Here is a 20,616-nt window from a genome sequence, read left to right as displayed (position 1 = left end):
AACCGGCTAAAATTATGCAGCTAAATTTACCACACACAATACCATAGCTAAAATACAGTATCTAGAATACACAAATGCTCAAAGCCGATACGCTTTAAATTCAACAATAAAGTTTGCATTTTTCTTTGTTGATGTTTTTTTCACATAAGCAGCAAGCCGTAAACCGTAAACCAAACTCACCACAAATGTACTAACCACCAGTCCAAGTTTTTATAATGAGCCTAGTGATTAAGTATAAATTAACCGTTTGGTTAACTAGGCTGTTTGTCAATCAAATTGAGTTGATACTATTTACGTTAATTATTCTTCAAAAAATGTATCACCGCCGATACTGTTGTTTGAGGGTTTTCTTCATGCGGTACATGGCCTAGATCATCAAATATAATCAATTGACTGTTAGGGATCTCTTGTGCGAATTTTTTCCCAAATTTAAGTGGTATTAACTTATCTTTGTTCCCCCAAATTAAAAGTGTCGGCACATTAATAGTACTAATTTCATCCGCTAAGGCTCCTGGCAATGTTTGTTCAAAACGCGCTTTTAAAGCGCTACGATTGCCTTCTCGAAGAGATAGTTCGTAGTATCGCTCAACTAACTCATCGGTTACCAAATCTGGGTTTCCATAAACATTTTTAACACTTTTCTCTACTAATGATTTTGGTAAAACATTTTTTAATAAGCGACTTGCTATCGGGTTTTGTGACAATTTAAAAGCAAGGGGTACAGATTCAGGATCATAAGGATAGCCACTTGCATCAACTAAAATCAATTTAGATACTCTATCGGGATGAAATACTGCTGTTGCCCAAGCAATATATCCTCCTAAAGAATTACCTGCTAATACACTTTTTTTGACTGCTAATTTATCTAATACTGCAATAACAACTTCAGCATAATGTTCAATAGTATAATTGTTTTGCGGATCTGGCCCTGTTAAACCAAAAGCAGGTAAATCGAACCGAATAACTCTACGTTGATCTTTTAAAACCTCAACCCACCCGTCCCATGTATGTAATGACGCACTCGTACCGTGAATCAAAACAATAGGCTCTTGATCAGATTTTGGGCCTTCGTCTCTGAAATGAATATTCATTCCAGCAAGCTTTAAAAATTGTGAAGGTTCTGGCGCCCAACGGTCGCTAAGTTCTGCAACAGGCTTGTCATACGCTATATTTGCATAAAGATAAATGCCAAGGGAAACGACCACTGTCAGTAGTAAATACAAGCTATATTTTAAAATAATCAACTTTCTAAACGCCTTATTTTATCTGTTTTACTGTTTAAATTATTTACGATATCAATATTCTAAAAGCTACTAAAATTCGTAGACAGACAGCTTGTATAATTTCTAATTTTACTGCTAATTTCATAGCAAAGAATACATTATGCTTTTCAGTTCGTTAGGTCAATTCACTAGCTTTTATGATCAGTATAACTTTCAATGATTCACAAATATCATAGTGGTAAACAGCTAGAAATTTCGCTTGAATCGATGAATATATTCAGTCCATCATACTGCAAAATTTTCAGTTTTATGCCCAACAAGTACCAAGTACCTTCATTATGATAGCAACGCTAATATATCTGCGGTGTATCCTAAATTATCTCGAACATTGTTAAGAAATAGGTAAGTAAACTTAAGCCATGAAAAAAGGAGCCCTTGGGCTCCTTTTGATATGCTTTGCTTAATTTTATTAAATAAAGCTTGTCTTAACGACGTAGACCTAATTTACCGATTAAAGCAGTATAACGTTCAACGTTTTTGCCTTTTAAGTAATCAAGTAATTTACGACGTTGGCTTACCATGCGTAATAAACCACGACGTGAATGGTGATCATGGATGTGCTCTTTGAAGTGACCTTGTAAGTGGTTGATTTGTACAGTTAACAAAGCAACTTGTACTTCTGGAGAACCAGTATCACCTTCAGCTTGTGCATATTCTGCAACGATAGCAGCTTTTTCAGCAGCATTTAAAGACATATTATTTACCTTAATTTTAGTGTTTTAAAAATCGCGTCAAGCCGAACACTAAATCAGCAAGACGTTCTAAGAGCGCGTATTCTATCAACAATTACTGTAATTGCAACTTAAACTGATAGTCTATGCATAAGTATAAACTAGCTGACAACGGTAATACGTTTAGGGTTTACTAAACCATCGTCATCAATTTGTCCCACGCCAATAAATTCACCCGTATCAACATTATCACCAATGAATACTTGGACTAAACCGTCGGCCGGCGCATTTGAGCACTGTACTGGGTTACCATGGCGTAAAAAGTTTGCTGACATATCATCAACAAAAACCACTGGAATACCATCACAGGCCGTTGTCATTGGTAATAACAAAGGGTCTAAATACACTGATGGCGGCACGTCTTCAGCCTCAGCTTGCGCTAATAGTGCTTCTAACATTGCCATCGTGACCATTCTTTCGGTTGGATAATTACCCACTGCACTTCGGCGTAAATCAGCAACATGGGCTCCACAGCCCAAAAGCTCACCTAAATCGTCAATAATGGTGCGAATATAAGTGCCTTTAGAAACATGAATATCTAGGTCGACCTCATCGCCTTCAAAGCGAATTAAATCTAACCGAAATACTGTAATATCACGTGACTCTCTTGGTACTTCAATGCCTTCACGGGCATATTTGTATAAAGGTTGCCCTTGATATTTTAACGCCGAATACATTGACGGAATTTGTTTCGTTGTACCACGAAAGGAGTCTAATGCTGCTGCTAATTGCTCAGCGTTAACATCAACAGCTTTTTCACTAACAACTTCGCCGTCAGCGTCACTGGTAGTGGTGCGAATACCTAATTTAGCCGTAACTTGATACGTTTTATCAGTATCAAGTAGAAACTGAGAAAACTTAGTTCCTTCACCTAAACATATCGGCAACATGCCGGTTGCTAATGGATCTAAAGCCCCGGTATGACCTGCTTTTTGCGCGAAATAAATGTGCTTAACTCGCTGCAGAGCATTGTTAGACGACATATCATAGGGTTTATCTAGTAGTAAAACGCCGTTAATCGCACGGCCTTTTCTTTTCTTCGCCATTGTTATTCGCTCTCTGGGGCTGGGGCTTCGTCTATTTCACCTTCGTGATTTTTAACATCTTCAGCTACAGCTTTATCAACTAAGTTGCCCATACGAACACCTTCAACCATAGAGCTATCATAAATGAATCTAAGCTCTGGCATAATACGAGCATTAATACGCTTAGCCAACAAAGTACGAATGTAGCTTGAAGCTTCATTTAATACGTCGATTGAAACATCAACGTTTTGCCCTTCTAAAGTGAAGAAAGTTACGAATATTTTTGCATAGGCTAAATCACGGGTAATTTCTACCGCATTAACTGTCACCATACCTAAACGTGGATCTTTAACTTCGCGCTGAATAATCATCGCGATTTCTTTTTGAATTTCTTGTGCAACTCGATCAGTACGAGCAAATTCTCTGGCCATAAATAATTCCTACATCGTAATAAGCTAAAATCAACTAGGATATACCCTATCCAATATTAAATATTAAACATTACGTATATTTTGTAAATGAAAATGGAGGCTAAGCCCCCATTTTAACTAACCTATGAAAACTAAGCGAAATTAAAGTGTGCGTTTAATTTCAACTGTTTCAAATACTTCAATTTGGTCACCAACGCGAACATCGTTGTAGTTCTTAACACCAATACCACATTCAGTAGCGTTACGAACTTCTTGTACATCATCTTTAAAGCGACGTAAAGATTCCAACTCACCTTCGTAAATCACTACGTTTTCACGTAATACACGAATTGGTGCTGAACGTTTGATAATACCTTCAGTAACCATACAACCAGCAATTGCGCCAATTTTAGGAGACTTAAATACATCACGTACTTGTGCTAAACCAATGATTTCTTGTTTAAACTCAGGAGCAAGCATACCGCTCATTGCTGCTTTAACTTCGTCAATCAAAGAGTAAATAACACTGTAGTAACGTAAATCAATTTTCTCAGCTTCAATTACTTTACGCGCGGTTGCATCGGCACGAACGTTAAAGCCAACCATGATAGCGTTAGACGCTGCAGCTAAGCTTGCATCAGTTTCAGTAATAGCACCAACACCACTACCAATAATGCGAACTTTAACTTCATCAGTAGAAAGCTTAGTCAATGAATCTGAAATTGCTTCAAGTGAACCTTGAACATCAGACTTAAGTACGACGTTAACTTCAGAAACTTCACCTGTAGCCATGTTCGCAAACATGTTTTCAAGTTTAGATTTCTGTTGACGCGCAAGTTTCACATCACGGAATTTACCTTGACGGAACAAAGCAACTTCACGCGCTTTCTTCTCATCTTTCACAACCGTAGCTTCATCACCTGCAATTGGTACACCACTTAAGCCAATAATTTCTACTGGAATAGATGGGCCTGCAGATTGAATAGTGTTGCCGTTTTCATCACGCATGGCACGAACACGACCGTATTCTAAACCACAAAGTACGATATCACCTTGGTTCAATGTACCTTCTTGAACAAGTACAGTAGCTACTGGGCCACGGCCTTTATCAAGTTTAGATTCAACTACAACACCATTAGCCATTTTATCAACAACAGCAGTGAGTTCTAAAACTTCAGACTGTAGTAATATTGCGTCAAGTAATTCATCAATGCCTAGACCAGTTTTAGCTGATACATGACAGAATTGAACGTCTCCGCCCCACTCTTCAGAAAGCACGTCGTGTTGTGATAATTCACTCTTAACACGATCTGGATCAGCACCTTCTTTATCCATCTTGTTAACAGCGATAATAATTGGCACTTCAGATGCTTTCGCATGCTGAATTGCTTCAATTGTTTGTGGCATTACACCATCATCTGCTGCAACAACAATAATGACGATATCTGTTGCTTTAGCACCACGTGAACGCATAGCTGTAAACGCCGCGTGACCAGGAGTATCAAGGAATGTAATCATTCCGTGTCCTGTTTCTACATGGTATGCACCGATATGCTGAGTAATACCACCAGCTTCGCCATCAGCTACTTTAGCTTCACGAATATGATCAAGTAATGACGTTTTACCGTGATCAACATGACCCATGATAGTAACAACTGGAGCACGTGTAATAGCTTCACCCGTATGGTCGCGATCTGAAAGTACCGCTTCTTCAAGGGCATTTTCTTTCACTAATACGACTTCACGACCCATTTCTTCAGCAACTAATGCCGCTGTTTCTTGGTCAATAACTTGGTTAATGGTTGCCATAGCACCCATTTTAAACATAGCTTTTACAACTTCAGCGCCTTTAACAGACATTTTGTTTGCTAGTTCAGCAACAGAGATTGTTTCGCCGATGCGTACTTCATTAAGCTTGATTTCAACAGGCTTAGTGAAACCATGCTTTAAGCTTTGAGGAGAAGATAAGCCTAACTTACCTTTGCCTCTTGCATTACGACCACGGTTATTTCTATCTTGGCCAGCAGGTTTTTTCTTCTTACGGCGACGACCACTTTCATCAGCAGAATCACTTTTATCTTCAGCTTCTTGCGCGTATTTAGAAGAGGTTAAATGTACCACTTCTTTTTCTTTCGCTTTACGTTCAGCTTCTTGCTCTTTCCAACGTGATTCGTTTTCTTCAGCAAGTTTACGTGCTACTTCTGCAGACAAGCGTGCTTCTTCTTCAGCTTTTGCTGTTAACTCTGCTTCTTGTTGTAAACGTAATTTTTTCGCTTCTTCAGTTTCAGCAACAACTGCCGCCGGTTTAGCCGACTCTTCAATATTTTTTGCTTTAGCTATAGCAGCTTGTTTAGCTTTAGCTTCTGCTTCAACTTTTGCTTCGGCTTTGGCTTCTGCTTGAACTTCTGCTTTTACTGCAGCAACAGCACGAGCATTTACTGCTTCTTTTGCATCAGCTTCGGCTTTGGCTTTTGCTTCAACTTCTGCTTCAATACGCGCTACTTCTGCTGCTTTGGCTTCAACTTCAGCTTGTTGTTGCTCTTCTAAATCACTACGTTTTACATAAGTACGTTTTTTACGAACTTCAACTTGCACTGATTTAGCTTTGCTACCATGACCTAAAACCAAAGTAGATTTTTTCTTACGGCTTAATGTCATTTTGCTTGGGTTAGCAGTTGAGTCATCACCGTGTTGCTTTTTCAAATGATCAAGCAGGTTTTCTTTTTCTTCTTGCGAAACAGAATCAGTTGCCGATTTTTTCACGCCTGAGTCAGCCAATTGGCTAACTAAGCGATCCACCGGTGTACCGATTTCTTTGGCAAGTTGTTCTACTGTTACGTTTGCCATCTATATAATTCTCCCGGTGAGTTATTCTTCGTTAAACCAACAAATATTACGTGCAGCCATAATTAGCTCGCCCGCTTTGGTTTCATCTAATTCTTCAATGTCTGATATTTCATCAACACCTTGTTCAGCAAGGTGTTCTAAAGTTGTAATACCACGACTTGCTAATACAAACGCTAAATGGCGTTCTAAACCGGCAAGATTTAATAAGTCTTCTGCAGGTTCTGCACCTTCAAGTGTTTCTTCACTTGCTAATGCTTGAGTAGTAATTGCCGCTTTTGCACGTTCGCGCAATTCTTCAACCATGTCTTCGTCCATGCCATCGATATCTAGCATTTCAGCAACAGGCACGTAGGCAATTTCTTCTAACGAGGTAAAGCCTTCTTCTACTAACATCAAAGCAAAATCTTCATCAAGATCTAACTTGTCAATAAATAGTGTTAATACTTTATCGTTTTCAGCTTGGTGTTTCTCGTTCATGTCTGCAACGGTCATTACGTTAAGTTCCCAGCCTGTTAACTGGCTTGCTAAACGTATGTTCTGACCACTACGACCAATGGCCATGGCTAAGTTGCCTTCTTCAACAGCAATATCCATGGTGTTTTTGTCTTCGTCAACAATGATAGAAGCAACTTCAGCTGGTGCCATCGCATTGATCACGTATTGTGCTGGGTTATCATCATATAAAACGATATCAACACGCTCACCGCCTAACTCACTTGAAACGGCTTGCACACGTGAACCACGCATACCAACACATGCACCGACAGGGTCAATACGTTTGTCGTTACTTTTAACAGAAATCTTTGCACGAGAACCCGGGTCGCGAGCTGCGCCTTTTATCTCAAGCATTTCTTCGCCGATTTCTGGCACTTCAACACGGAAAAGTTCAATTAACATCTCAGGTTTAGTACGGCTGACAAATAATTGCGCGCCACGTGCTTCTGGCTTAATTTCATAAAGTAAACCACGAATACGATCGCCTGGACGGAAACTTTCGCGTGGTAACATGTCATCACGGTAGATAATAGCTTCTGCATTATTACCCAGATCTAAAATGACACTATCACGGCTTGCTTTTTTCACAACACCAGTAATGATTTCGCCAATTTGTTCTTGATAGGCATCAACTATAAGGCCACGTTCTGCTTCACGAATTTTTTGTACAATAACTTGTTTTGCTGTTTGCGTTGTTACACGGTCAAACTTAACGGATTCAATTTGATCTTCAACATAATCACCAACGTTTAATTCTGGTTCATCATATTGCGCCGCTGCCAAACTAATTTCAGCATACGGATTTTCCATCGGGGTATCGCTTTCTTCAACGATTAACCAACGGCGAAAAGTTTCAAATTCACCAGTTGCACGGTCAATACTGACACGAACTATAATATCGCCTTCATATTTCTTTTTTGTAGCTGTTTCCAAAGCTGTTTCCATCGCTTCAAAAATGCTTTCTCGTGGTAATGCCTTTTCATTAGAAACAGCATCTACGACCAGTAATATTTCCTTACTCATGCTAGTTAGCCTTTCTCAGTATTTTAAATTTATTTACGATGGTTAAAAACAAGGTGAGCCTTGTCTATGTTACTGATAACAAGTTCATATTCCTCGTTATCAACCATTACAATTAAACTGTCGTTATCTACGGCAACTAATTTGCCTTTGAATTTTCGACGGCCATTCAATGGCATTGAAATTTTTACTTCTACCGTTTCATCAACAACCGCCTCAAAGTGCGCTTTGTCAAAAAGTGGACGATCAAGCCCAGGTGATGAAACTTCTAAGCTATATTCACTACTAATGGGGTCTTCTACATCTAGAATGGCCCCTACTTGACGACTGACTTCAGCGCAGTCATCAACATCGATACCATTTTCATGGTCGATAAATAATCTCAAAACCGAATGGTTGCCGGCACTGATAAACTCAACGCCTAATAATTCCTTACCCGTTTCTTCAACGGCAGGACGTAACATTGCGGTTAATTTGTGTTCAAATTTAGCCAATCACTTTTCTCCAATTTGGAAGAGTCCAGAAACAAAAAAAGGGCATAAAGCCCAGCGATACACCTTGCTGCTATTGCATCTTTTCACAAAGTTAAGATACAAAAAAGCCCCAATACGCGGGGCTTATTCACTGAACCCACGATGTAAACCAAGCAATAACTCTCTTGGTTCTGTACAACAATATCTTAGATAGTTATTAAACTTCTATAAAAATCTTTTCAGTGAGATATTGCTATATTCAAGCTGCGCAAATTATATAGACTTGCTATTTTTATAGCAAGTTAATTTTCACACCTAGTGTAAGCTTTTAATTGTAAACTAATAGTGCAAAAGAGAAAAGAATAGCTGTTATTTTAACGAATATTAATATAATAATTATTGCGACATAATCAGATAGTTAGTAAATTAGTGTAGTTTATGTTAAAAATCGTTAGCGGCGATTCATTTGCTACCTTAATAACAGCACACAGGCACTTTGGAATTATATGTATACATATTCTCAATTACTATTAAAAAACTTTATTTTTGCTTTAGGTTTTAGTGTCAGCGTAGCCCTTGCTGGTGCTGTGCTATTAGCATCACAAATCTCTGAGCAACAAAGTCAACATCAACAAGTTTTACTGACTTTAGACCAACAAATAGATTTTGGAAAAAGTGAGACTCTAACTAAACAACTCCCCAAGTTTCATCACTATCATTTTATAAACATTATAGATATTAAGGGTGAAGTCATTGTTAACGAAAAGCAAAAGCTTACGTTTATAAACGAATTTATTTTAGCGCCAGTAAGCCAAGTCAAATTGCCAAATTCAAGTTTAATCATACAATTTCAATTAGATGTTAATAATGACTTAACCTTTTTGCACACTACTGTGCTAGCTGTATTTATCATTACACTATTATTCTCTATTTTTGCAGCACCATTGAGTATTGCAAAATCTCGTCGATTTGCAGGAAAAATTGATAACCAGGTTAAACGTGACCTTGCTCTGATTATTGCGGGTAAAGACAGCGCTGATGAAGTTAGCCGTGATGACATTGCTTTACCTGAAGTCAAACAAAGCTTAATAGACCTTAGAGTACTCATTGCAAATAAAATTTCTGCAACAGCCTTATTAGAAAAAGACGCCTATATTGAACCCGTCACAAAATTAGAAAACCGTAATCGCTTTGTACAATTTTTTGAAAATGCTGATAGCCGTTCTGATTTCGGTGTTTTATCCATTACTCGTTGTTCTGAATTACAAACCATTAATCAAATTCATGGTTACAATGAAGGTGATAATTATATTCGTAAAGTTGCAGATATTATGAAAAATGCTATCAGTCGTTATAAAGGTGCGCAGGTATTTCGATTAAACAGCTCTGACTTTGCAACGTTAATTCCTAATATTAGTTTAAAAAGTGCCGAAGCATTTGCTACAGAACTCACCGCAAACTTCAATAAATATCAGCAAGCGTCAGATTTAGACTCTGTTGGCTATACAGGTTTAGTTTATTTTGATAATGACAAACCATTAGGTGAATTATTAGCCTTAGCGGATACAGGTATTAGTGTCGCACAAACACAAAACGTTAACGCTTGGTATGCCCAGACTGACACCAGTATTTTAGACAATAGTAGCGCCAGTTACGGCAACCAAAATTGGCGTCAAGAAATTGATAGTGTAATTGCCAATCAAAGAGTTAACTTACTTGTACAACCGATCAAGCCAAGTACCCCTAACAACAGAGTTTACGGAGAAATTCTGACACGCTTTTTAAATAGTAATGATGATATTTTACCAACAGCCTCTTTTTTTGCGATGGCTGAAAAACTAGATAAAATCGTAGCTGTTGATCAAATGATTATAGAAGCGGCAATTAAAGAAATTACAAATAGAAACATGCAAGATAATTTTTTTGGAATTAATGTTAGCGCACGTTCGATTAACGACGGTCATTTCCTTATTTGGTTAGAAAGAAGGTTATTGCGTGACTCGATTATTGCCTCAAAGCTTGTCTTTGAAATTACTGAAAGTGGTTTACAACAAAATATAAAAACCAGCAAAAACTTTATTGATATGATCCATCGTGTAGGCGCCCGCATTACTGTTGAACGCTTTGGTATAGGCTTAACTTCTTTTAAATTTTTTAGAGATTTAAAGCCTGACTTTATAAAAATGGATAGCACCTATACGCGTGATATCGACGAAGATAAAAACAATCAATATTTTATGCGTTTAATGGTTGATTTAGCGCATAGATTAAGTATTAGCGTACTGGCAGAATGTGTTGAAAGCCAAGAAGAAAAATTTATGCTTGAAAAACTATTTGTTGATGGTTGCCAGGGTTTCTATATTGGTAAACCCAGAACCATATCTTCAGTATAATTTCTTATAAAAACCTCAACTAAAGCCACTAGAACATAGTGGCTTTTTATTTTTATGGACTTTTAAAAACGATTTAATTATCACGCTATTGATTAACTTTAATACAGTTTTATCAACACATTTAAATAACTAGACATTAAAATGAATAACCCTACGCTTCATATGTTGTTTATTGCTAGATAAACACGGATAATAGTGCGAATTTTCACGGTAATATATTGATCGAATGACTGATTATCTCTTGCTACTTGTTGGCACAGTATTAGTAAATAACTTTGTATTGGTTAAGTTTCTTGGCTTATGCCCTTTCATGGGCGTGTCGTCTAAAACTGAAACTGCCATAGGCATGTCGTTTGCGACAACATTTGTCATGACACTAGCTTCTTTATTAAGTTATATCGTGAATAGTTATGTCTTAGCACCTCTAGGGCTAGAGTATTTAACCACAATGACCTTTATTTTAGTGATTGCTGTTGTTGTGCAATTTACCGAGATGGTAGTTCATAAAACCAGTGCTAATTTATATCGATTGTTAGGTATTTTTCTACCACTGATCACCACCAACTGTGCAGTGCTTGGTGTAGCACTATTAAACCTTTATGAACAACATAATTTTTTCGAATCAATTATTTATGGTTTCGGCGCTGCAGTTGGATTTTCATTGGTATTAATCATGTTTTCAGCCATGCGTGAAAAATTGGCCAATGCCGATGTACCAACACCGTTTAAAGGTTCGGCGATTGCCATGATCACTGCTGGTTTAATGTCGTTAGCATTTATGGGCTTTACTGGATTGGTTAAGTTTTAATGAGCACACTCATCGCAATATTAGTCGTCGGTGTTATTGCCACTTTATTTGGCGCCTTATTAGGCTTTGCCTCTGTACAATTTAAAGTCATTGGTGATCCACTTGCTGAGCAATTAGACGCACTACTCCCACAAACACAATGTGGCCAATGTGGTTACCCTGGCTGCAAACCCTATGCAGAAGCAGTTGCCAACGGCGAAGCAATAAATAAGTGTGCTCCAGGTGGTGAAGACACCATCAAAAAAATAGCAGATTTAATGGGGGTAGAAGTTCAGCCCCTTGATGGAAATCACGAAACAGATAATTCACCTAAAGTTGCTTTTATCATTGAAGAAGACTGCATTGGGTGTACTAAGTGTATTCAGGCCTGCCCCGTTGATGCCATTATAGGCACAACCAAGCAAATGCACACAATAATTGCTGACGAGTGTACTGGTTGCGATTTATGTGTTGCTCCTTGCCCAGTAGATTGTATAGAGATGATCCCAGTAGCCACAACTACACAAAACTGGCAATGGGATTTAAATAGTATTCCAGTAACACAGATAGATTAAGAAGAGGTTTGGGTGGAATCGGTAATTGAACGTATACAACGAGGAAATTTTTGGCAGTTTCATGGCGGCATACATCCGCCTGAGCAAAAGTTTCTCACTTGCACCAAACCCATTGCAAGTGCGCAAATTCCTGAACAGTTAATTATCCCTATTCGTCAACATATTGGCCAAGCAGGCGACTTAATTGTCAAGGTTGGCGACAAGGTGCTTAAAGGGCAAGAATTAAGTGCCAGTGATACCCCGATGTCGCTACCTATTCATGCACCGACTAGTGGAACAATTACCGCAATTAAGTCGATGGCTATTCCTCACCCTTCTGGCTTGAGTGAAACTTGCGTAATATTAACACCTGACGGTGAGGACACTTGGAAACAACGTCATATTTGTCCTGACTTTCAATTATTAAGCAAAGCGAAAATCTTAGAAAAAATAGCGAATGCTGGTATTTCAGGTATGGGAGGCGCAGGCTTTCCAACGCAAGTTAAAGTAAGCACCTTAGCTAAAATAGATTATTTAATTATCAATGCTGCTGAGTGTGAACCTTATATCACTGCTGATGATTTACTGATCCAAGAACATAGCCCTACTATTTTAGATGGTATTAAAATTGTCGACCATTTGTTGAATCCGAAAAATATTCTTATCGGCATTGAAGACAATAAAACTAAAGCCATTGATGCCTTAAAAAAAGCCACTGCGGATATTGACCATATTCAAGTTTGTGTTATTCCAACAAAATATCCCAGCGGTGGCGAAAAGCAGCTTATACAAATATTAACGGGTCAAGAAGTCCCGAGTGGTGTTTTACCAAGTTCCTTAGGTATAGTAATGCAAAACGTTGCCACTTGTTTTGCTATTGCTGATGCTGTTATTAACGATACTCCTCTAATTAAACGCGTTGTTACCGTTAGCGGGCAAGCGCTAGAAAAACCGCAAAATGTATGGGCACTTATTGGTACTCCGGTTGGTTTTTTAACCAGTCAATGTGGCTACAACAATTCTAAAAACAGGCATTTGATCATGGGCGGTCCTATGATGGGATTTAGTTTGCCTCACGATCAAATTCCGGTGATAAAAAGCACCAATTGCATTTTAGCACCCAGTGAAATTGAAATAGCGTCACCCTTTTCATCGACTAGCAGTAAAGAAGTAGAATGTATTCGCTGTGGTCAATGTGCGGATGTATGCCCTGCGCAATTACTACCACAAGAATTACAATGGAGTGCGAAAGCAAAAGATCAACCACAGCTTTCAAAGCTTAACCTTTTTGATTGTATTGAATGTGGCGCTTGTGCTTATGTTTGTCCGAGCCAAATCCCGTTAGTGCACTATTATCGCGTTGCAAAAGCCGAAATACGTCAACAAAAATTACTTGATATCAAAGCTGAAAAAGCCAAAGTAAGATTTGAAGCACGTAAGCAAAGGCTTGAACGCGAAAAAATTGCTCGTGCAGAGAAGCATAAAAAAGCTGCCGAAGCTCGAAAAGCCAGAATGAATGCCGGTACAACAGCTGCAAAATCAGAAAAATCTGCAGTAGCTGACGCACTGGCCCGCGTAAAAGCAAAAAAAGCTCAAGCAAGTATAAACGCGAATACTACTGATAGTTCTACTGAAAGTACTGCTGAAAATGCTATGGCTAAAAACACAGCAGAGAATACGGCTGAAGCAGTAACCCAAGTTGATCAAATTGATGAGAGTAAAAGCCAAGTAGCTAATGCAATCGCAAGAGCAAAGGCGAAGAAATTAGCACAAAAAAATCAAGCACAAATCGATTCTTTGGATACGCTGCAAGACAATGAATCAACAAGCTCACTAACATCATCACAAGCAGCTCCAGTTGTTATCGACAAAAAAGCTAAAATTGCAGCCGCTATTGCTAAAGCTAAGGCAAAAAAACGCCAAGCAGAACCCGTATCAAACAGTGCCAACACTCAGGCTGACCATATCCAAGCCAGCGTGATCGAAGCTAACAATGTTGAGGCAACAACTGAGATTTTAAAACCTGAAGTACACGCTAAAGAAACTGCTATCGATGAAAAAGCCCACCAAGCAAAAGATATTACTTCATCAGGTAAAATTAACAACAGCGCAGAAGCTAGCGAAAATAAACAGCAAAGCAAACCACAACCTGCGAGTCAAAACGACACATTGAACCTCGACCGAAAAGCTAAAATTGCTGCTGCGGTGGCTAAAGCAAAAGCAAAAAAATTAGCCGAAAAGTCTCAGCAAGGTTCAGACGCAACATCAAGCACAATAGAAAGTAATCAGGCTAGCGAATTGACATCACAAGCCAATATTGCTGCAAATACTGTGGCAAATAAAAAAGCGCGAGTTGCAGCTGCAATCGCTAAAGCGAAAGCAAAAAAGCTGGCTGCTTCATCCGATAAATCATCAACTTCAGAGTAATTGAGTACCATGGCATTTTGGATAGCAAGTTCCCCTCATAATCATCAACAAAGTGAAACATCTGCCCTGATGAGGCTAGTTATCTATGCCGCGATTCCTGGCATTTTTGCACAATGGTACTTCTTTGGCTGGGGTAACTTAATTCATATCCTTTTAGCAGTAATTACAGCAATTGTTGCTGAGTTTACTGTTTTGTCATTACGAAATAAGAAAATAACGACTCAGTTATTTGATGGTAGCGCCATATTAACTGCGGTTTTACTGGGCATAAGTTTACCTGCCCTAGCGCCTTGGTGGATAACCATCATCGGCAGTTTTTTTGCAATCGTTGTGGTTAAGCAACTCTATGGTGGTTTAGGACATAATCCGTTTAACCCAGCTATGGCTGCTTATGTCATGTTGTTAATTTCATTTCCACTGCAAATGACTCAATGGCAACCACCACTATCTTTACTGGCCATGGATATACAATTAACCGACACACTTGCGGTTATTTTCACTGGTTATACACCCCAAGGTTACTCAGTTGAACAAATACGCACTCACATTGATGGCTTTACCATGGCAACCCCACTTGATACCGTTAAAACTAACATCACTTTGGGATTAACAGTCGTTGAAAGTATGCAAGCGCCAACCATAGGTAAGCACTTTGGCGTCGGCTGGGAATGGATTAATGCTGGCTTTTTACTCGGAGGCATATTTTTACTATTTAAAAAAGCCATACAATGGACCACACCGTTTAGCTTCTTATTAAGCTTATTTATCTGCAGTTTTATTGGCTTTATTATTAGCCCTGACAGCAGTACTTCAACCATGTTTCACTGGTTTACAGGTGCAACTATGTTAGGCGCATTTTTTATCTTAACTGACCCAGTGTCTGGTGCAACTAGTGTTAAAGGCCGACTAATATTCGGCGCGCTGGCTGGTTTATTAGTTTATCTGATCAGAAAATTTGGTGGCTACCCTGATGCCATCGCTTTTGCAGTTTTACTTTGTAATATGGCTGCACCATTAATTGACCAATATACCCGCCCTCGCACCTATGGCCACAAGTTAGGAGTGAAAAAATAGTGTCTGAGTTAACCCCTGCAATTAGTAAAAACTCAAAAATATTGGGCTTATTCGCTGTTGCCTGTACAGCGGCAGTTGCTTTAGTGCAGTTACTCACAGAAGATCGCATTGAACTTCAAGCCCAACAACAATTAATAAAACAATTAAATCAAGTTATTAAAACAAGTAACCATGATAATGAAATGTTTCGTGACTGCATTTTATCACCTGCTAACAACAATACAGACTTATTAATCGATGTTATTTATCGTGCTCGACTTAATAAAGTTCCAACGGCTGCAGCTATTAAAACAGTTGCACCCGATGGCTATAGTGGCAATATTGAATTATTAATCGCCATCAACATTGATGGCAGTGTTAGTGGCGTTAGAACTTTATTACACAAAGAAACCCCTGGTTTGGGTGATAAAATTGAACTAAGAAAAAGTGATTGGATAGAAACATTTGCTGGGAAAAAAGTTCTTGATGACAATGATAATCGCTGGGCAGTTATTAAAGATGGCGGCATGTTTGACCAATTTACTGGCGCCACCATCACACCTAGAGCTGTGGTAAAAACAGTTAGAAAAACAATCGACTACTTTCAGGCGAATCAAGAAGTTATTTTTAATACCGCGAGTAATTGTGGAGCTGAACTATGAAAATAAATCCCGAATATAAAGAGTTAGCTTGGCAAGGTTTATGGAAAAATAATCCTGGCTTGGTGCAATTGCTTGGTCTTTGCCCGTTACTGGCGGTAACCTCAACTGTTGTTAACGCATTAGGCTTAGGCATTGCGACATTGTTTGTACTTATTTGTTCAAACGCAACAGTATCTGCGATTAGGCATTGGGTACCAAAAGAAATTCGTATTCCAATTTTTGTGCTCATTATTGCTACCTTTGTAACCTGTGTGCAGTTACTAATGAACGCCTTCACTTACGATTTATATCAGTCGTTGGGAATATTCCTTCCACTTATTGTTACCAACTGCGCCATTATTGGTCGTGCTGAAGCCTACGCTTCAAAAAAACCCATAAAACTAGCCAGTTTTGATGGGTTGATGATGGGGTTAGGTTTCTTAGCCGTTTTAATGGTATTAGGTGCTATACGTGAGATTTTAGGACAAGGTACGTTATTTGATGGCGCAAACCTACTTCTAGGGCCATGGGCAACAGAGCTAAAAGTGCAAATTTACCATCTTGATAGCCAATTTTTATTAGCCATATTACCGCCAGGTGCGTTTATTGCCATGGGGTTTTTAATCGCTGGTAAGAACGTTATTGATAGTAAAATAGCACAAGCTAAACCTAAAAAACTCGAACAAGCCATTGAGCGTGTTCGTGTAAACTTTGAAAGTTAATTCTGCGCACTTAAATTAAAATAAAGATAAATAAACCTGATGAATAAAGAAAAACGATTAGGAATGTTAATTCGGTTAAGAGACAACAATCCTACTCCGACGACAGAGCTTAATTTTTCAAGCCCATTTGAACTATTAATTGCGGTTTTATTATCGGCTCAAGCCACAGACGTTAGTGTCAACAAAGCCACTGACAAACTCTACCCTGTCGCCAATACACCTCAATCAATACTTAACCTTGGTCTCGACGGCTTGAAATCTTATATCAAAACCATTGGTTTATTTAATACCAAAGCCGTAAATACCCTTAAAACCTGCCAAATGCTAATCGACCTGCATGGCGGGCAAGTACCTGAAAACCGCGCCGCGCTTGAAGCCCTACCCGGTGTTGGCAGAAAAACCGCCAATGTGGTACTTAATACCGCCTTTGGCTGGCTAAAAGATAACGAAGGTAAATACTTTATTGCTGTTGATACTCATATTCAACGAGTCGCCAACCGAACTGGTTATGCCAAAGGTAAGACAGTCGAAGAAACAGAAAAGAACATTGTCAAACACACGCCAAGAAAAACAGAATTCTTCTTTAATTTACATCATTGGTTAATTCTTCATGGCCGCTATACCTGCGTTGCTAGAAAGCCTCGTTGCGGATCTTGTATCATCGAAGATTTATGCGACTTTAAAGATAAGACTGATTAATATTTAAACCTATAATAGATTTTGTATACTAGCCAATGATACATAATGTCTTTAAGCGGTCTTCGAATTCAATCATAAATAGATTCAAGGCCGTTTTTCAAATTCTTATTTGCATTGTCCATTTTTTTGATACCATTTCTATCGCAAAATACGTGATAAAATACCATTCCAATTTTCCCAAGGAAGAAAAACTCCAAAGTAGGAAATGATGACCTAAACCACAAAATGTGGAATAAGTTGAATTGAAACGTTTAGAATTGGCACCAAAAGAGTTTTAGTCGATGCTTACTATTAGCTATATAGTTATGATGCACATTAGTGGTTCGAAATACCCGTTGCAGATCTTGTATTATAGAAGATCTTTTTGAATTTAAAGATAAAATTGATGAGTAAATTATGAAATTTTTACATACTATGGTTCGTGTTACTGACCTCGATAAATCACTCGATTTTTATATTAAGCATTTAGGTTTAATTGAAACTCGACGTGTTGACATCCCAGAAGGAAAATTTAGTTTAATATTTTTAGCAACTGAGCCCGGCGCTGCTGAAATAGAGCTTACCCATAACTGGCACTCAGAAGAGGAGTATACTGTCGGTAGAAACTTTGGCCACTTAGCTTTTGAAGTTGATGATATCTATGCCTTATGTGAAAAACTTATGGCTGCAGGTATTACTATTAACCGACCACCACGCTGTGGCCATATGGCATTTGTTAAATCACCCGATAATATCTCAATTGAGTTATTACAAAAAGGTGAGCGTTTAACGCCGCAAGAACCTTGGTTAAGTATGGAAAACTCAGGTAGTTGGTAAAAAAGCCCTTTAAGTAGAGATTAATTAATTCACTTATTATAAGTTGCTATCACAAGCGCTTAATAAACGTTAATATACTGAATTAATTAATCAAAATATTACTCTGAATCTTCATGGCCTTAAAATCTACCATCAATAAAGCGACGATCCATTTATCTGATATGGATCGTAACTATTATGACACTATTCAATTAACCATAGCGCAGCACCCTTCTGAAAACGATCGTCGTATGATGATCAGACTCATCGCTTATGTACTAAACGCCAGTGAAAACCTGCAATTTGGCAAAGGTGTGAGTGACGAAGACGAAGCTGCGATTTGGCGCATTAATTATAGTGAAGTTATTGAACTATGGATTGAGCTTGGGCAACTCGATGAAAAACGCCTTAAAAAAGCCTGTAACCGCGCACAAGAAGTTAAACTCTATTGTTATGGCAGTAGTGTAGATACTTGGTGGCAGCTATCTAAAAGCAAACTCAATCAACTCAATAAACTATCAGTCGAGAGCTTCAGTGAAGAAACAGCACAAGCATTGGAACTATTAGCCGATCGCTCTATGGAGTTTCAAGTCAGTATACAAGATGGTCAATTCTGGCTTACCTGCGGTGAAGAATCTCTATTGATTGAACTTAATAAACTTAAACAAAATAAATTAAATTAAGCTTACTATGGGTTAATTCTAAATCCTGATTAACTGTTTGCAGTTCTCCAATAGTAAACTTTTAAATAATAACTCTACCACGGCAATACCCATAAATATGATGATGAAATTTAACAATAATCTCAGTAATTTTAAGCTAAAATCGTTACTTGCGACACTCACTATTTTTAGCTCATTTTACAGCATGGCAGAAATAATACCGTCAGAACAAGTTATTAAAGATATTACCTATTTAGCCGCTGACGATCTAAAGGGTCGGGCAAGTTTCAGTCCTGAGATTGATCAAGCTGCCAACTATATTGCTAAACGTTTTGCTGACATTGGCTTACAACCGTTACAAACTCATCTTTCGACAACTAATAACAGCAGTTTTTTACAACGTTTTACGGTAAATCAAATTCTACCGGAAGCACTTAGCGTTATGTTAAATACAAAGGAAATTAGTCAAGAACACTTAGCGATAGCAACAACAATAGAACAGTTAAGTTGGCAACTAGGTAATGCACAAAGCCATATAGTTGGTAAAGATGATGATATGCGTAAAATATTATCTGAGTTAAACCAACAAGGCGGTCAACACTTAGTCATTATTAACAACGCTCATGCTAAAACTTTTAAAGCTTATCAGGGCTATTTCAATCGTGGTTTAACTAAGCTGTCACTCGAACATCTTGGTGCTATTGTAATGGTGTTAAGTGACGAAAGTGAGATTAAAACTTATAGCGTTAACGCCAGTGCAAAAATAACAGAACAATCGCTAACCAATGTGGTTGGTGTATTACCGGGGACAAAAAACCCAAAAGACATTGTTTTATACTCATCACATTATGACCATTTGGGCATCACTAAAGATGGTAAACAGATTTATAATGGTGCTGATGACGACGCGTCTGGCACGACTGCAGTATTAAATTTAGCGCAATATTACGCAAATAAAGGTGATAACAAGCGCACGTTAATGTTTAGTGCATTTACCGCTGAAGAAATTGGTGGCTTTGGCTCTAAATATTTTTCGCAGCAACTTAATCCTGACAATGTAGTTGCCATGATCAATATTGAAATGATTGGTAAGCCATCAAAGTTTGGTTCTGGAACCGTTTGGATGACGGGTATGGAACGTTCAAACTTGGGTACATTACTTAATGAAAAGCTAGCTGCTCTTAACACCCAAATACATCAAGACCCATATCCTGAACAAGGATTATTTTATCGCTCAGACAATGCAACCTTAGCGCGACTAGGTGTTCCTGCCCACAGTTTTAGCAGTACGCAGCTCGATAAAGACCAGCATTATCATCAAGTGACTGACGACATTAGCAGTTTAGATTTATCATCAATGCACAAAGTTATTGAATCGCTAGCAACGGCAACACAATCGCTTGTTGACGGCACGGTAACACCAACCCGTATTGATAAAGCACAAGTACGTGCTAACGGTAAAATTTTCTAAAGTATTTATCTTTAAAGCTCGTATGAGCACTGCTTTAAAAATAGCTTTAACAATAGCTTTAAACTCAGTCCAAAGAAAAAACCAGTGCATTAATATTCCTACACTGGTTTTTTATAATCAGCCAAAGC

The 20,616-nt window shown here is 38.3% G+C and carries 18 protein-coding genes; 11 read left to right on the top strand and 7 right to left on the bottom strand.

Going from position 1 to position 20,616, the window contains the following annotated elements:
• Positions 1–296: 296 nt before the first annotated feature.
• From H4J38_RS11835 to rimP, 7 genes are all read right to left on the bottom strand, one after another.
• The gene (locus H4J38_RS11835; RefSeq protein ID WP_182131994.1) at positions 297–1,244 is read right to left on the bottom strand and encodes an alpha/beta fold hydrolase; all 948 of its coding nucleotides are present in this window, start codon (positions 1,242–1,244) and stop codon (positions 297–299) included.
• Between the two features lie 464 nt (positions 1,245–1,708).
• Positions 1,709–1,978 carry a 30S ribosomal protein S15 gene (gene rpsO / locus H4J38_RS11830; RefSeq protein ID WP_081180863.1) on the bottom strand — a complete coding sequence of 90 codons (270 nt, stop codon included), beginning with the start codon at positions 1,976–1,978 and terminating at the stop codon, positions 1,709–1,711.
• Positions 1,979–2,115: 137 nt separating this feature from the next.
• Positions 2,116–3,060 carry a tRNA pseudouridine(55) synthase TruB gene (truB, locus tag H4J38_RS11825; protein WP_182131993.1) on the bottom strand — a complete coding sequence of 315 codons (945 nt, stop codon included), beginning with the start codon at positions 3,058–3,060 and terminating at the stop codon, positions 2,116–2,118.
• A 2-nt stretch (positions 3,061–3,062) separates the two neighbouring features.
• Complete coding sequence (gene rbfA / locus H4J38_RS11820; protein WP_081153081.1) at positions 3,063–3,470, bottom strand: 30S ribosome-binding factor RbfA; 408 nt, start codon at positions 3,468–3,470, stop codon at positions 3,063–3,065.
• Between the two features lie 141 nt (positions 3,471–3,611).
• On the bottom strand, positions 3,612–6,296 hold the full coding sequence (infB, locus tag H4J38_RS11815; RefSeq protein WP_182131992.1) for a translation initiation factor IF-2: 2,685 nt from the start codon (positions 6,294–6,296) through the stop codon (positions 3,612–3,614).
• 21 nt (positions 6,297–6,317) lie between these two features.
• Positions 6,318–7,814 (bottom strand): transcription termination factor NusA, encoded by a 1,497-nt coding sequence (gene nusA / locus H4J38_RS11810; RefSeq protein ID WP_182131991.1) that lies wholly within the window; start codon positions 7,812–7,814, stop codon positions 6,318–6,320.
• Between the two features lie 29 nt (positions 7,815–7,843).
• Complete coding sequence (rimP, locus tag H4J38_RS11805) at positions 7,844–8,305, bottom strand: ribosome maturation factor RimP (RefSeq protein ID WP_182131990.1); 462 nt, start codon at positions 8,303–8,305, stop codon at positions 7,844–7,846.
• Positions 8,306–8,790: 485 nt separating this feature from the next.
• On the opposite strand from rimP, the gene H4J38_RS11800 reads away from it, so the two are divergent.
• The 11 genes from H4J38_RS11800 (at position 8,791) to H4J38_RS11750 (ending at position 20,488) form a co-directional block, all read left to right on the top strand.
• A complete protein-coding gene (locus H4J38_RS11800) occupies positions 8,791–10,677 on the top strand; it encodes an EAL domain-containing protein (protein WP_182131989.1) in 1,887 nt (628 codons plus the stop codon).
• Between the two features lie 226 nt (positions 10,678–10,903).
• Positions 10,904–11,485: an electron transport complex subunit RsxA gene (gene rsxA, locus H4J38_RS11795; protein WP_182131988.1), complete on the top strand. Its 582-nt coding sequence runs from the start codon at positions 10,904–10,906 to the stop codon at positions 11,483–11,485.
• A complete protein-coding gene (gene rsxB / locus H4J38_RS11790; RefSeq protein ID WP_182131987.1) occupies positions 11,485–12,039 on the top strand; it encodes an electron transport complex subunit RsxB in 555 nt (184 codons plus the stop codon). The genes rsxA and rsxB overlap by 1 nt, the downstream gene beginning before the upstream one ends.
• Before the next feature lie 12 nt (positions 12,040–12,051).
• Positions 12,052–14,445 (top strand): electron transport complex subunit RsxC, encoded by a 2,394-nt coding sequence (rsxC, locus tag H4J38_RS11785; protein ID WP_182131986.1) that lies wholly within the window; start codon positions 12,052–12,054, stop codon positions 14,443–14,445.
• Positions 14,446–14,454: 9 nt separating this feature from the next.
• Positions 14,455–15,519, top strand: a complete 1,065-nt coding sequence (rsxD, locus tag H4J38_RS11780; protein WP_182131985.1) for an electron transport complex subunit RsxD — start codon at positions 14,455–14,457, stop codon at positions 15,517–15,519.
• Complete coding sequence (gene rsxG, locus H4J38_RS11775) at positions 15,519–16,160, top strand: electron transport complex subunit RsxG (RefSeq protein ID WP_182131984.1); 642 nt, start codon at positions 15,519–15,521, stop codon at positions 16,158–16,160. Before rsxD ends, rsxG begins: the two co-directional genes overlap by 1 nt.
• Positions 16,157–16,861 (top strand): electron transport complex subunit E, encoded by a 705-nt coding sequence (locus H4J38_RS11770; protein ID WP_182131983.1) that lies wholly within the window; start codon positions 16,157–16,159, stop codon positions 16,859–16,861. The genes rsxG and H4J38_RS11770 overlap by 4 nt, the downstream gene beginning before the upstream one ends.
• Before the next feature lie 39 nt (positions 16,862–16,900).
• A complete protein-coding gene (nth, locus tag H4J38_RS11765) occupies positions 16,901–17,560 on the top strand; it encodes an endonuclease III (protein WP_182131982.1) in 660 nt (219 codons plus the stop codon).
• Positions 17,561–17,956: 396 nt separating this feature from the next.
• The gene (locus H4J38_RS11760) at positions 17,957–18,376 is read left to right on the top strand and encodes a VOC family protein (RefSeq protein ID WP_182131981.1); all 420 of its coding nucleotides are present in this window, start codon (positions 17,957–17,959) and stop codon (positions 18,374–18,376) included.
• A 113-nt stretch (positions 18,377–18,489) separates the two neighbouring features.
• Positions 18,490–19,038, top strand: coding sequence for a YaeQ family protein (locus tag H4J38_RS11755; RefSeq protein WP_182131980.1), 549 nt, complete (start codon positions 18,490–18,492; stop codon positions 19,036–19,038).
• 184 nt (positions 19,039–19,222) lie between these two features.
• Positions 19,223–20,488, top strand: coding sequence for a M28 family metallopeptidase (locus H4J38_RS11750; RefSeq protein ID WP_182131979.1), 1,266 nt, complete (start codon positions 19,223–19,225; stop codon positions 20,486–20,488).
• The last annotated feature ends 128 nt before the right edge of the window (positions 20,489–20,616 follow it).

This window comes from Colwellia sp. BRX10-3, assembly GCF_014077505.1.
Classification (GTDB): Bacteria; Pseudomonadota; Gammaproteobacteria; order Enterobacterales; family Alteromonadaceae; genus Cognaticolwellia.
The sequence above is the reverse complement of the archived record's forward strand: the minus strand, read 5'-3'. Positions and strand labels throughout refer to the sequence as shown.

Bases quoted from the DNA above. Each gene is read 5' to 3' on its own strand.
- H4J38_RS11800 (WP_182131989.1), top strand. From the start codon at position 8,791: ATGTATACATATTCTCAATTACTATTAAAAAACTTTATTTTTGCTTTA.
- rsxA (WP_182131988.1), top strand. From the start codon at position 10,904: ATGACTGATTATCTCTTGCTACTTGTTGGCACAGTATTAGTAAATAAC.
- truB (WP_182131993.1), bottom strand. From the start codon at position 3,060: ATGGCGAAGAAAAGAAAAGGCCGTGCGATTAACGGCGTTTTACTACTA.
- rbfA (WP_081153081.1), bottom strand. From the start codon at position 3,470: ATGGCCAGAGAATTTGCTCGTACTGATCGAGTTGCACAAGAAATTCAA.
- rsxD (WP_182131985.1), top strand. From the start codon at position 14,455: ATGGCATTTTGGATAGCAAGTTCCCCTCATAATCATCAACAAAGTGAA.
- rsxB (WP_182131987.1), top strand. From the start codon at position 11,485: ATGAGCACACTCATCGCAATATTAGTCGTCGGTGTTATTGCCACTTTA.
- infB (WP_182131992.1), bottom strand. From the start codon at position 6,296: ATGGCAAACGTAACAGTAGAACAACTTGCCAAAGAAATCGGTACACCG.
- H4J38_RS11770 (WP_182131983.1), top strand. From the start codon at position 16,157: ATGAAAATAAATCCCGAATATAAAGAGTTAGCTTGGCAAGGTTTATGG.
- H4J38_RS11760 (WP_182131981.1), top strand. From the start codon at position 17,957: ATGAAATTTTTACATACTATGGTTCGTGTTACTGACCTCGATAAATCA.
- nusA (WP_182131991.1), bottom strand. From the start codon at position 7,814: ATGAGTAAGGAAATATTACTGGTCGTAGATGCTGTTTCTAATGAAAAG.
- rpsO (WP_081180863.1), bottom strand. From the start codon at position 1,978: ATGTCTTTAAATGCTGCTGAAAAAGCTGCTATCGTTGCAGAATATGCA.
- H4J38_RS11755 (WP_182131980.1), top strand. From the start codon at position 18,490: ATGGCCTTAAAATCTACCATCAATAAAGCGACGATCCATTTATCTGAT.
- nth (WP_182131982.1), top strand. From the start codon at position 16,901: ATGAATAAAGAAAAACGATTAGGAATGTTAATTCGGTTAAGAGACAAC.
- H4J38_RS11750 (WP_182131979.1), top strand. From the start codon at position 19,223: ATGGCAGAAATAATACCGTCAGAACAAGTTATTAAAGATATTACCTAT.